The sequence below is a fragment of the Streptomyces sp. MUSC 14 genome (assembly GCF_001866675.1).
Classification (GTDB): Bacteria; Actinomycetota; Actinomycetes; order Streptomycetales; family Streptomycetaceae; genus Streptomyces.
The window spans coordinates 39,029-51,119 of sequence record NZ_MLYN01000036.1; the positions used below are offsets into that span (position 1 = coordinate 39,029).

At 68.5% G+C, this 12,091-nt stretch carries 9 protein-coding genes, 2 tRNA genes and 1 pseudogene; 4 read left to right on the top strand and 8 right to left on the bottom strand.

Features of this window, described 5'->3' with window-relative positions:
• Positions 1–31: 31 nt before the first annotated feature.
• A complete protein-coding gene (locus BIV25_RS23295) occupies positions 32–2,656 on the bottom strand; it encodes a valine--tRNA ligase (protein ID WP_071374340.1) in 2,625 nt (874 codons plus the stop codon).
• Positions 2,657–2,793: 137 nt separating this feature from the next.
• On the opposite strand from BIV25_RS23295, the gene BIV25_RS23300 reads away from it, so the two are divergent.
• Both BIV25_RS23300 and BIV25_RS47535 read left to right on the top strand, forming a co-directional pair.
• Positions 2,794–3,798 carry a hypothetical protein gene (locus tag BIV25_RS23300; RefSeq protein ID WP_071374341.1) on the top strand — a complete coding sequence of 335 codons (1,005 nt, stop codon included), beginning with the start codon at positions 2,794–2,796 and terminating at the stop codon, positions 3,796–3,798.
• 166 nt (positions 3,799–3,964) lie between these two features.
• Positions 3,965–4,331 (top strand): annotated as a pseudogene (locus BIV25_RS47535) (Uma2 family endonuclease); the annotation flags it as partial.
• A gap of 67 nt (positions 4,332–4,398) precedes the next feature.
• Here the strand turns inward: BIV25_RS47535 and clpX are convergent.
• From clpX to BIV25_RS23330, 5 genes are all read right to left on the bottom strand, one after another.
• Positions 4,399–5,685, bottom strand: a complete 1,287-nt coding sequence (gene clpX / locus BIV25_RS23310; protein WP_071374342.1) for an ATP-dependent Clp protease ATP-binding subunit ClpX — start codon at positions 5,683–5,685, stop codon at positions 4,399–4,401.
• Between the two features lie 170 nt (positions 5,686–5,855).
• The gene (locus tag BIV25_RS23315; protein WP_071374351.1) at positions 5,856–6,521 is read right to left on the bottom strand and encodes an ATP-dependent Clp protease proteolytic subunit; all 666 of its coding nucleotides are present in this window, start codon (positions 6,519–6,521) and stop codon (positions 5,856–5,858) included.
• 67 nt (positions 6,522–6,588) lie between these two features.
• Positions 6,589–7,194: an ATP-dependent Clp protease proteolytic subunit gene (locus BIV25_RS23320; protein WP_071374350.1), complete on the bottom strand. Its 606-nt coding sequence runs from the start codon at positions 7,192–7,194 to the stop codon at positions 6,589–6,591.
• Between the two features lie 352 nt (positions 7,195–7,546).
• Positions 7,547–8,923 carry a trigger factor gene (gene tig, locus BIV25_RS23325; protein ID WP_071374343.1) on the bottom strand — a complete coding sequence of 459 codons (1,377 nt, stop codon included), beginning with the start codon at positions 8,921–8,923 and terminating at the stop codon, positions 7,547–7,549.
• Positions 8,924–9,113: 190 nt separating this feature from the next.
• A tRNA-Pro gene (locus tag BIV25_RS23330) sits at positions 9,114–9,190 on the bottom strand.
• 191 nt (positions 9,191–9,381) lie between these two features.
• On the opposite strand from BIV25_RS23330, the gene BIV25_RS23335 reads away from it, so the two are divergent.
• Positions 9,382–9,452, top strand: a tRNA-Gly gene (locus BIV25_RS23335).
• Between the two features lie 69 nt (positions 9,453–9,521).
• Here BIV25_RS23335 and BIV25_RS23340 read toward each other — a convergent pair.
• A complete protein-coding gene (locus BIV25_RS23340) occupies positions 9,522–9,716 on the bottom strand; it encodes a hypothetical protein (RefSeq protein ID WP_071374344.1) in 195 nt (64 codons plus the stop codon).
• A 431-nt stretch (positions 9,717–10,147) separates the two neighbouring features.
• Here BIV25_RS23340 and BIV25_RS23345 point away from each other — a divergent pair, with 431 nt between their 5' ends.
• On the top strand, positions 10,148–11,341 hold the full coding sequence (locus tag BIV25_RS23345; protein ID WP_177235390.1) for an acyltransferase family protein: 1,194 nt from the start codon (positions 10,148–10,150) through the stop codon (positions 11,339–11,341).
• A gap of 1 nt (position 11,342) precedes the next feature.
• Here the strand turns inward: BIV25_RS23345 and BIV25_RS23350 are convergent, their stop codons facing one another.
• On the bottom strand, positions 11,343–11,816 hold the full coding sequence (locus BIV25_RS23350) for an HD domain-containing protein (protein WP_071374352.1): 474 nt from the start codon (positions 11,814–11,816) through the stop codon (positions 11,343–11,345).
• Positions 11,817–12,091 lie beyond the last annotated feature (275 nt).

Below are 12,091 nucleotides of genomic sequence, written 5' to 3' on the forward strand. Positions count from 1 at the left end.
TCCCTCCGCAGCGGCGGAGTCAGTCACTCGTTCAAGCTGCCGGGAGCTTCTCCAGCTGGGCCGTGATCCGCGTGATGTCCTCCTCCGCCTTGGCCAGGCGGGTGCGGATCTTGTCCACCACGTGGTCCGGCGCCTTGCCCAGGAAGGCCTCGTTGCCGAGCTTGGCGTTCGCCTGGGCCTTCTCCTTCTCGGCCGCGGCCAGGTCCTTCGCGAGGCGCTTGCGCTCGGCCGCCACGTCGATCGTGCCGGACAGGTCCAGCGCGACCTCGGCGCCGGCGACCGGGAGGGTGGCCGTCGCGGTGAAGGAGTCGCCCTCGGGCTGGAGGCGCAGGAGCTGGCGGATGGCGGCCTCGTGCGGCGCCAGGGCCGTACCGTCCAGGGTCAGGCGGGCCGGGACGCGCTGGCCGGGCTGGAGGCCCTGGTCGGCGCGGAAGCGGCGGACCTCGGTGATGACCGACTGGAGCGACTCGATCTCCTGCTCGGCCGCCCGGTCGCGGAAGCCGCTGTCTTGCGGCCAGTCGGCGATCACGATCGACTCGCCGCCGGTGAGGGTCGTCCAGAGGGTCTCCGTGACGAAGGGGACCACCGGGTGCAGAAGCCTCAGGGTGACGTCCAGGACTTCACCCAGGACGCGCTTGCTGACCTCGGCCGGGGCGCCGCCCGCCATGAAGACGGTCTTGGACAGCTCGACGTACCAGTCGAAGACCTCGTCCCACGCGAAGTGGAAGAGGGCGTCGGAGAGCTTGGCGAACTGGAAGTCCTCGTAGAACGCGTCGACTTCGGCGACGACCGAGTTGAGGCGGGAGAGGATCCAGCGGTCCGTGGCGGACATCGCGGAGGCGTCCGGCAGCGGGCCTTCCACCGTGGCGCCGTTCATCAGCGCGAAGCGGGTGGCGTTCCAGATCTTGTTGGCGAAGTTGCGGGAGCCCTGGACCCAGTCCTCGCCGATCGGGACGTCGACACCGGGGTTGGCACCGCGCGCGAGCGTGAAGCGGAGCGCGTCGGAGCCGTACTTGTCCATCCAGTCCAGCGGGTTGACCGCGTTGCCGAAGGACTTCGACATCTTCTTGCCGAACTGGTCGCGGACCATGCCGTGCAGGGCGATGGTGTGGAACGGCGGGGTGCCGTCCATCGCGTACAGGCCGAACATCATCATCCGGGCGACCCAGAAGAAGAGGATGTCGTAGCCGGTGACCAGGACGGAGTTCGGGTAGAACTTCGCGAGCGACTCGGTCTGTTCGGGCCAGCCCAGGGTGGAGAAGGGCCACAGGCCGGAGGAGAACCAGGTGTCGAGGACGTCGGTGTCCTGGTGCCAGCCCTCGCCGCTCGGCGCCTCCTCGTTCGGGCCGACGCAGACGACCTCACCGCTCGGCCCGTACCAGACCGGGATCCGGTGCCCCCACCACAACTGCCGCGAGATGCACCAGTCGTGGAGGTTGTCGACCCAGTCGAAGTACCGCTTCTCCATCTCCTGCGGGTGGATCTTGACCTTGCCCTCGCGGACGGCGTCGCCGGCCGCCTTGGCGAGCGGGCCGACCTTGACCCACCACTGCATCGACAGGCGCGGCTCGATGGTGGTCTTGCAGCGCGAGCAGTGGCCGACGGAGTGGGCGTACGGCCGCTTCTCGGCGACGATCCGGCCCTCGGCGCGCAGCGCGGCGACGATCGCCGAGCGGGCCTCCAGGCGGTCCATGCCCTGGAAGGGGCCGTGGACCGTGATGACGGCGTGCTCGTCCATCACGGCGAGGGACGGCAGGTTGTGCCGCTGGCCGATCTCGAAGTCGTTCGGGTCGTGCGCCGGGGTCACCTTGACGGCGCCGGTGCCGAACTCGGGGTCGACGTGCTCGTCGGCGACGACCGGGATGGACCGGTCGGTCAGCGGGAGCCGGATGAGCTTGCCGACGAGGTGCTTGTACCGCTCGTCCTCCGGGTGGACGGCGACGGCCGTGTCACCCAGCATCGTCTCGGCACGGGTCGTGGCGACGACGATGGTGTCGTCCCCCTCGCCGTACGTCATGGAGACCAGCTCGCCATCGTCGTCCTGGTACTCCACCTCGATGTCCGAGATGGCCGTCAGACAGCGCGGGCACCAGTTGATGATGCGCTCGGCGCGGTAGATCAGCTCGTCGTCGTAGAGCCGCTTGAAGATGGTCTGGACGGCCTGCGAGAGCCCCTCGTCCATCGTGAAGCGCTCGCGCGACCACGCGACGCCGTCGCCGAGGCGGCGCATCTGCCCGCTGATCTGGCCGCCGGACTCGCCCTTCCACTGCCAGACGCGCTCGACGAAGGCCTCCCGTCCCAGGTCGTGCCGGGACTTCCCTTCCTTGCCCAGCTCGCGCTCGACGACGTTCTGCGTGGCGATGCCGGCGTGGTCCATGCCCGGCTGCCACAGCGTCTCGTAGCCCTGCATGCGCTTGCGGCGCGTCAGCGCGTCGATGAGCGTGTGCTCGAAGGCGTGGCCCAGGTGGAGGCTGCCGGTGACGTTGGGCGGCGGGATGACGACGGTGAACGGCGGCTTCTCGCTCTTCTCGTCCGCCTCGAAGTAACCGCGCTCTACCCAGCGCTCGTACAGCGGCCCCTCTACGTCGGCCGGCGCGTACTGGGTCGGCAGTTCGGGGTCGGGCGCGGGTGGCTGCTGCTGAGCGTTCTCGGTCACGGGGGTCAGTTTAGAGGTGTCACGGGGTGGTCCCGAAACGCGTTTGTTCTGTAACGGTGCACACCCCGGTGCCGCGCGTTTCCTTTGGCTGGTCCAGGATGTCTGGAACACATAAGCGTCTTAGGGGGAACCCAGCCATGAGCAACAACCAGCCGGGCCCGTACGGCCAGCCGCCCCAGCAGCCGGGCCCGTACGGCCAGCCGGGGCAGCCGGGTCCGTACGGTCAGCCTGGGCCCTACGGCCAGCCGGGCCAGCCGGGCCCGTACGGCCAGCAGCCACAGGCTCCGCAGCCCGGCTACGGCTACCCCCAGCAGGCCCCGCCGGCGGCTCCGCCGCAGCCCGGTTACGGCTACCCGCAGCAGGGCGGCGTGCAGCCGCAGCCCAACCCGTACGGCCAGCAGCCGGGCCCCTACGGGCAGCAGCCGTACGGCGTGCCGCAGCCTCCGGCCGCCGGGGGCGGCGGCAAGAAGACGGCCGTCATCATCGGCGCGGTGGCGGTCGTGGCGGCCATCGCGGTCGGGGCGTACCTCGTGATCGGCGGGGGTGGCGGCGGTTCCGTCGCGGACGACGGTGCCCACAAGCTGATCACGCCCGCGACGGTGATCAACGGGACCTACACGAAGTCCGCCGACGGGAGTGACTCTTCTGTGAGCGCGGACGACATGAACGACTTCAAGCAGGCCGGCGTCCAGAACGCACAGGGTGTCCAGGCCAGCTACAAGGCGGGGAGTGGCTTCACCGCCCAGAGCCTGATGTTCGAGGGCGCGTACGGCACCATCAAAGATCCCGAGGCGGCGGTCGACGCGATGTTCGCCTCGGCGAAGGCCAAGTCCGCCAAGCAGAACAGCACCGGGAGCAGCGACAGCAAGGGCAAGCTCGTCGGCTCCCCGCAGCAGTTCACGCCGTCCGGCTTCAGCAACGGCATCATGAAGTGCCAGGAAAGCCAGATCTCGACCGAGGGCGCCACGTCCGCGGCGCCGAAGACCGTGACTGTGCCGGTCTGCATCTGGGGCGACCACAGCACCATGGCCATCATCATGTCGATCGACCTGGCCGGTCTGGCCAGTGGCAAGGGATCCAGCATGCAGGATGTGGCGGACATCGCTGCGAAGCTGCGCAACGATGTCCGCGTCAAGGCTTGACGACGCCTGCGGTACAACGGCGAAGGGCCCCGGTCGAGCGGCGAATTCGGGGGCCGTTGCGACACAGTGTGTGTTGATCAAACGGCGATCAGCTTAGCGAGGCGCTCGGTTGGGGTTTCCCAGCCGAGCGTTTTGCGTGGGCGGCTGTTCAGCTCGGCGGCCAAGGCGAGCGTACGGTCCCGACATCCACGCCGCACACCGAAAGACCCCTGACAGCAAGCAATCGTCTGGACGGCGACGGTCTCTCCTTCGTCGCCGAACTCACCTCGCCCTCCACTCGCGACGACAACCTCACCGACAAAGTCGAGCGCTACGGGAAGTCAGGTGTGCCGGTCTACCTCCTGCTCGACATGCAGGAGGAGCTCGCCACTGTCTACTGGTCGCCGACCGCCAAGGGATATGCGTCCCATCTCACCGTTCCGTTCGGCGAGAAGCTCCGCATTCCGGCGCCGTTCGACTGCACCCTCGACACGACCGGATTCCAGGCGCCCGCCGAAGATGGCGAAGACCCCGACCCACGAGGGGAACGGTAGACGCGGAGACAGAAGAGGGGCTCCCGGCGTAGTTCTCGCCGGGAGCCCCTCGTACGCGTAGTACGGCCTACGCCGACTTCTGCTCCCCCGATCCCCGCCCCCGCGAATCCCGCGGGATCAGGGTCGGGTTGACGTTGGAGAGGACCACGTCGGCGGTGATGACGACGCGGGCGACGTCCTTGCGGGACGGGACCTCGTACATCACGCCCTGAAGGACTTCCTCCATGATGGCGCGCAGGCCGCGGGCGCCGGTCTGGCGGAGGATGGCCTGGTCGGCGATGGCCTCCAGGGCCTCGCGCTCGAAGTCCAGCTCCACGCCGTCGAGTTCGAAGAGGCGCTGGTACTGCTTGACCAGCGCGTTGCGGGGCTCGACGAGGATCTTCAGGAGCGCTTCGCGGTCGAGGTTGTGGACCGAGGTGATCACCGGAAGACGGCCGATGAACTCCGGGATCATGCCGAACTTGACCAGGTCCTCCGGCATGACGTCCTCGAAGACGTCCTTGGACTCCAGCTCGCGCTTGGAGAGGATCGTGGCGCCGAAGCCGATGCCCTTGGCGCCGGCGCGGGCCTCGATGATCTTCTCCAGTCCGGCGAAGGCACCGCCCACGATGAACAGCACGTTCGTCGTGTCGATCTGGATGAACTCCTGGTGCGGGTGCTTGCGGCCGCCCTGGGGCGGGACCGAGGCCGTGGTGCCTTCCAGGATCTTGAGCAGCGCCTGCTGGACGCCTTCGCCCGACACGTCGCGCGTGATCGACGGGTTCTCGCTCTTGCGGGCGACCTTGTCGATCTCGTCGATGTAGATGATCCCGGTCTCGGCCTTCTTGACGTCGTAGTCGGCCGCCTGGATCAGCTTCAGCAGGATGTTCTCGACGTCTTCGCCCACGTAGCCCGCCTCGGTCAGCGCCGTGGCGTCGGCGATCGCGAAGGGGACGTTGAGCATGCGCGCCAGGGTCTGCGCGAGGAGGGTCTTGCCGGAGCCCGTCGGGCCCAGCAGGAGGATGTTGGACTTCGCCAGCTCGATGGCGTCGTCACGGCCGCTCGCGCCGCCGTTCTCGCCCGCCTGGACCCGCTTGTAGTGGTTGTACACCGCGACGGAGAGGGCCTTCTTCGCGGCCTCCTGGCCGACGACGTAGCCCTCCAGGAACTCGTAGATCTCGCGGGGCTTGGGCAGCTCCTCCCAGCGCACCTCGCTGGTCTCCGCGAGCTCCTCCTCGATGATCTCGTTGCAGAGATCGATGCACTCGTCGCAGATGTACACACCGGGCCCTGCGATGAGCTTCTTGACCTGCTTCTGGCTCTTGCCGCAGAACGAGCACTTGAGCAGATCGCCGCCGTCACCGATGCGTGCCACGGTGTGCTTCCCCTTCGCCTGGGAGACGACCGGACGCTTTCGAGTCCAGCGGCTCCTGGTGCTGCCTTATGTCGACGGTACCTTGCCGGGCCCCGTGTTCGGGCCCCCCTTGGCAGGGTTCACTTTGACGTGCACGGTGCCAAGAGGGGCTCAGAGTATGCCGCTCCGCGTCAGCGGACCGCGGCGTTGTTCAGCTTGCGGGTGGAGATGATCTGGTCGACGAGGCCGTATTCCAGCGCCTCCTCGGCCGTGAGGATCTTGTCGCGCTCGATGTCCTCGCGGATCTTCTCGATCGGCTGGTTCGAGTGCTTGGCCAGCATGTTCTCCAGCTGCTCACGCATCCGGGTGAACTCGTTGGCGATGATCTCCAGGTCGGAGAGCTGGCCGCGGCCGGTCGAGCCCGCCGGCTGGTGGATCAGCACGCGCGAGTTCGGCAGCGCCATGCGCTTGCCGGGCGTTCCGGCGGCGAGCAGGATGGCCGCGGCGGAGGCCGCCTGGCCCATGCAGACCGTCTGGATGTCGGGCTTCACGAACTGCATCGTGTCGTAGATCGCCGTGAGGGCGGTCATGTCGCCGCCGGGGCTGTTGATGTAGATCGAGATGTCCCGGTCCGGGTCCATCGACTCCAGGCACAGCAGCTGCGCCATGACGTCGTTGGCGGAGGCGTCGTCGATCTGGACGCCCAGGAAGATCACGCGCTCCTCGAAGAGCTTCGCGTACGGGTCGTACTCGCGGATGCCCTGGGAGGTGCGCTCGACGAAGCGCGGGACAACGTAGCGGCTGTCGGGGCGGGGCCCTTCGTACATGCCGCTGGCGGCTCCGGGGAAGTTGCTCATGGGGTTCACCGTCCTGGTGGCGTTCTGGGGGCTGGGGTCTCGGCGGTGCGTGGCGTGGCCGGGCCGGTCAGGCACCGGTGCCGCCGCCTCCCGGAACACCCGAGGCGTTCCTGATGATCTCGTCAATGAGACCGTACTCCTTGGCCTCTTCCGGGGTGAACCAGCGGTCGCGGTCGGCGTCGCGGAGGATGGTCTCGACGCTCTGTCCGGAGTGGAACGCGGTCAGATCCGTCATGGTCTTCTTGGTGCGCAGCAGGTACTGGGCCTGGATCTTGATGTCCGAGACCGTACCGCCCAGGCCCGCGGAGCCCTGGTGCATCATGATGTCCGTGTGCGGCAGGGCGAAGCGCTTGCCGGCGGTGCCGCCGGTGAGCAGGAACTGGCCCATCGAGGCCGCCATGCCCATCCCGATCGTCACCACGTCGTTCGGGATGAACTGCATGGTGTCGTAGATCGCCATGCCGGCCGTCACCGAGCCGCCGGGGCTGTTGATGTACAGGTAGATGTCCTTGTCGGGGTCGGCGGCAAGGAGCAGCAGCTGTGCGGTGATCTTGTTGGCGATGTCGTCGTCAACCTGCTGGCCGAGGAAGATGATCCGCTCGTTGAGCAGCCGGTTGTAGACCTGGTCGCCGAGGCCACCACCGATGGAAGGCTCGCCGGCGGCGGAGGGCATCAGATTCGTCACGTATCCACCTGCTCGTCTTACGACGGCGCCGGGCCGTCTCATTGTTCTGCCTTTCATGGACCCTAACGCGATGCTCCCTCCCGGGAATCCCGCAGATGACGGTGTTCGCCGGGGGCGTAGCGGCTCCGGCGGGTGCCGGGTGCCTTCTCGCCGTGGGATGTGCGGTGCGTCGGCGGCTGCGGGTCCGTTGTGGCTTGTCGCGCCCGCGCGGCGGAGCAGCGTATCGACACAGCCCCGCGCCCCTTGAGGTTGGTCAGTCCCCAGGTACGACGAACGGGCCCCCGGGGCGGAAGTGTCCCAGGGGCCCGTCGTACGCGCTTCAGAGGCGCCGCGGGGCTGCTCAGCCCTCGGCGTTCTCCTCGGAGGTCTCCGACGCCTCGGCGGCCTCGGTCTCCGTCTCCTCGTCCTCGTCGTCCAGGTCGACGATCTCGCCGTTGGTGTCCTTCACCGTGGCGGCCTCGACCACGACGGCCAGGGCCTTGCCGCGGGCGACCTCGCCGACCAGGAGCGGCACCTGGCCACCCTCGACGACGGCCTGGGCGAACTGGTCGGGGGACATGCCGGAGGAGGCGGCGCGCCGCATGAGGTGCTCGGTGAGCTCCTCCTGGTTGACGTTCAGCTGCTCCTTCTTGACCAGCTCGTCGAGGACGAACTGGGTCTTGATGCCCTTGACCGCGGCCTCACGGGTCTCGGTCTCGAACTCCTCGGCGGTCTTGCCCTGGATCTCCAGGTACTTCGCCAGGTCGAGGCCCATCTGGCCGAGCTGGTGGTGCTCCAGGTTGTGCTTGCGGGTGTTGACCTCGTCCTCGAGCAGCTTCTCGGGGACCGGGACCTCGACCAGTTCGAGGAGCTTCTCCAGGACGCGCTCCTGGGCCTGGGTGGCCTGGTCGAACTGCTTCATGTTGGCCAGGCGCTTGCGGCTGTCGGCCTTCAGCTCGTCCAGGGTGTCGAACTCGGAGGCGAGCTGCGCGAAGTCGTCGTCCAGCTCGGGGAGTTCGCGGGCGGCGACCTGGGTGACCTTGACGGTGACCTCGGACTCCTTGCCGGCCGCGGAGCCGCCCTTCAGCTCGGAGGTGAAGGTGGCCTCGCCACCGGCCTCCAGGCCCTTCACGGCGTCGTCGATGCCGTCGAGCAGCTCGCCGGAGCCGATGGTGTAGGAGACGCCGTTCGCAATGCCGTCCTCCAGCACCTCGCCGTCGACCTTGGCTTCCAGGTCGATGGTGACGACGTCGCCGTCCTCGGCGGCGCGCTCGACCGGGGAGGTGGAGGCGAAGCGCTCGCGGAGCTGCTCGACCGACTTCTCGACGTCCTCGTCGGTGACCTCGACGGCGTCGACCTCGACCTCGATGCCGGAGTAGTCCGGGATCTCCAGGGCGGGGCGGACGTCGACCTCGGCGGTGAAGTTCAGCGTCTCGCCGTCCTTCAGCTCCGTGATGTCGACCTCGGGCTGGCCCAGCGGGTCCAGCTCGGCCTCGTTGACCGCCTCGGTGTAGAACTTCGGGAGCGCGTCGTTGACGGCCTCCTCCAGCACCGCACCGCGGCCGAACCGCTGGTCGATGACCCGGGCCGGGATCTTGCCCTTGCGGAAGCCCTTCACCGTGACCTGCTGGTTGATCTTCTTGTACGCCGCGTCGAGGCTGTCCTTGAGCTCCTCGAAGGGCACCTCGACAGTGAGCCGAACCCGGGTCGGGTTCAGGGTCTCCACGGCGCTCTTCACGGTTCGGTCTCCTTGTGGCTGACTTCTTGGTTTCTGCCGGAGCCAGACAGGTCCGGCGGATTCGCCGCCCGGAGGAGTACGTAGGCCATGGGGCCGGGACACACGGGCGCGCAGCTTGCATAGTAACCGCAGCCGGTCAGCGCCCCAAAAGGCGATCATCGCGACCGATCGTCACGACGTCGTGAGCCGGTGGTCGGGGTGGCGGGATTTGAACCCACGGCCTTCCGCTCCCAAAGCGGACGCGCTACCAAGCTGCGCCACACCCCGTCTGGTGCGACACGTAGGGTACATGCCCCAGCCGCCCGCGTCGGCCGCATTCTCCGGGGCGGCGCACGGGAGGGCCTGAGGGGGCTCGCGAGGGCCCGCCGGAGCGCCGGAGCGGAAGCCGTTGGCCTCGGCGCCCGGCGACCCGCTACGATGCCTCCAGTGCCGAGGTCACCGACCTGCGGCGCACGCTTGCGGGCGTAGCTCAATGGTAGAGCCCTAGTCTTCCAAACTAGCTACGCGGGTTCGATTCCCGTCGCCCGCTCTGTATGCCGAAGGCCCAGGTGAGAGGACATTCTCCTCTTCCCTGGGCCTTCGCTCGTCCCGGGGCCGCTCAGAACTTGATCGAGTTGATGGACTGCGCTATCGAGTCCAGGAACCGCGTGATGGAGGGGGCCATGCCGGTGGAGGCCAGGAAGAAGCCGAACAGTATGGCGACGATGGCAGGGCCCGCCTTGATGTTGCCCCCGCGGATCAGCACCACCAGGATGACCGCCAACAGCAACACCACAGACAGTGAAATGGCCACAACTGATCACACCTTAGGTCGGTCCGCTCTCCCGGCCCGGAGGTACGGCCCGCACCCCCGCCAGGACCATCGTGCCACCAACAGGGGCACCCTATGCGGCCCATGACGGAACGTAGGGGATACATCAGGGGCGGGGCGCCGGATACCGGACGGGTTCGAGCGACGCGGCACCCGGTAATTCGGCCACCGCGACCGGCCCGACTCCGCCCGTCATTACGCCACTCCGTTTCCACCCCCACACATCCTGTGCGCAGGTAATTCGAATTGATCGCACAGAGCTGCAATATGCCCCATTTAGTGGGTATGAATTGGGACATCTCGGGTGAACCGACGATCCAAGTGCATGTAAATCAGGGGACATTCAAAGACATTGACGAGGAATGACTGGGCGGGTTTCACGTAATTCCACAGCCGAGGCTAGGGTGCCTCAGATGTTCGACGCCGCTTCGCCTCTCGGTCACTTCCGCAGGGCACTTCCTCCGTCGCGCGTGCCGACGGACGGGGTGCCCGGTCCGCGTACCCCGGCCGGTGCGCAGGAGCGGCGGCCTCCGGCGGGGAGACCGGGCGCATCGCGCGACGCGTTCTTCGACAACGTCAAGTACCTGGCGATCGTGCTGGTCGCCGCGGGCCACTGCTGGGCACCGCTCAAGAGCGACAGCCGCGTCCTCGAAGGCCTCTACAACGTCGTGTACACCTTCCACATGCCGGCGTTCGTCATCATCTCCGGCTACTTCTCGCGCAGCTTCGACATGCGCCCCGACCGGCTGAAGCGCCTGGTCACCGGGATCGCCGTCCCGTATGTCGTGTTCCAGACGGCGTATCTGCTGTTCCGGCGTTTCGTCGGCCACTCCCCCGAGCCGTTCGACCTCGTCTCCCCCTGGTACCTGACGTGGTTCCTGTGCGCGCTGTTCGTCTGGCGCCTGAGCAGCCCCCTGTGGAAACTGGTGCGCCGGCCGGTGCCGGTCGCGCTCGGGATCGCCATGGTCGGCTCGGTCTCCGTGGGCACCGGGGGCGCGCTGGACCTGGGGCGCGTCCTGCAGTTCCTGCCCTTCTTCGTGCTGGGCCTGAAGCTGGAACCCGAGCACTTCACCGCGCTGCGCCGCAGGTGGGTGCGGATCGCGTCGGTGCCGGTGGCGGCGGTGGCACTGGCGGTCGGCTGGTGGACCGCGCCGCGGCTGGACGACAACTGGTTCTACCGGGAGAGCGCCGCGCAGAAGCTGGGCGCGCCGTGGTGGACCGGCCCGCTCATGACGCTGGCGCTGTTCGCCTGTGCGCTGCTGCTGACCGCCGTCTTCTTCGCGTGGGTGCCACGGCGAAGGACGTGGTTCACCGCGCTCGGCGCGGGCACGCTGTACGGCTATCTGCTGCACGGCTTCGTCGTGAAGACCGCGACGTACGGCGGCTGGTTCGACCACGCCTGGCTGCACGGCCCGCTCGGCGAGATCCTCGTGACGCTGCTGGCGGGCACCGTCGTCACGCTCCTGTGCACCAAGCCGGTCCAGCGGGTCTTCCGCTTCGCGATGGAGCCGAGGATGGCGTGGGCGTTCCGCCGGGACGCGGCCGGACTCGCCCGCGAGCGGGAGAAGAGGGAGACGGCTGCGGCCCGGGAGTCGGTCACCGCCTAGCTCACTCTCCGGCTCGCGCCTCGCCGAGACCGAGAAGCGCGCGCATCCCCGCGTACTTCTCGGTCAGCCGGCCGCGGGTCGGTTCGGCCAGGACCGCGAGGCGTTCCGGGTCGGCGTTGTGCGCCAGGTCGGCCTCCTTGACCAGGCGTGCGCCCGGGGTGGCGAGAATCCGCCGCGCGTACGCCGTCGGCTCCTCCCCCGCCCGCTTGGTGAGGGCGTCCACGATGGCCTTGGTGCGCTCGGTCAGGGCGGCGGCCGTCAGCCACTCCCGGCTGAGCGCGTCGTCCTCGACGGCGTCGTGCAGCCAGGCCGCCGCGATCTGCTCCGCATCCCCGCCGCGGACCCGCACGCCTTCGGCGACGGCGGCGAGGTGCCCGGTGTACGGCCGTCCCGCCTTGTCGGTCTGCCCCGCGTGAGCGGCCCGCGCCAGGGCCTCCACCTCGGCGAGCGTCAGCAGGGTCGCGGGAGCGGGCATCGGCTCGGGCACGGGCTCGGGCGACGACGCGGGCGTGGACTGTGTCATCGCCCCAGTGTGCCGCGTACTCGACGCGCCCGGTCCGACCGGTGTGCCGCGTACTCGATGCGCCCGGCCCGCCCGGTGTCCAGCACGCCCGCCGAACGCAGCACCCGGTCACCCACACGTCCGGCAGAACCGCCCCCGGCCCCTCCCCCCCATGAGGCCGCCCGCCCGACGCCCCGCATGCCTCACACCCGCCCAGAGAAGTCAGCGCCACGTCCCCACCATCCATC

What these genes read in the sequence shown, in the direction of transcription:
- BIV25_RS23300 (WP_071374341.1), top strand. Translation starts at nt 2,794, where the DNA reads ATGAGCAACAACCAGCCGGGCCCGTACGGCCAGCCGCCCCAGCAGCCG.
- BIV25_RS23315 (WP_071374351.1), bottom strand. Translation starts at nt 6,521, where the DNA reads ATGAGCAACTTCCCCGGAGCCGCCAGCGGCATGTACGAAGGGCCCCGC.
- BIV25_RS23320 (WP_071374350.1), bottom strand. Translation starts at nt 7,194, where the DNA reads ATGCCCTCCGCCGCCGGCGAGCCTTCCATCGGTGGTGGCCTCGGCGAC.
- BIV25_RS23345 (WP_177235390.1), top strand. Translation starts at nt 10,148, where the DNA reads ATGTTCGACGCCGCTTCGCCTCTCGGTCACTTCCGCAGGGCACTTCCT.
- BIV25_RS23350 (WP_071374352.1), bottom strand. Translation starts at nt 11,816, where the DNA reads ATGCCCGCTCCCGCGACCCTGCTGACGCTCGCCGAGGTGGAGGCCCTG.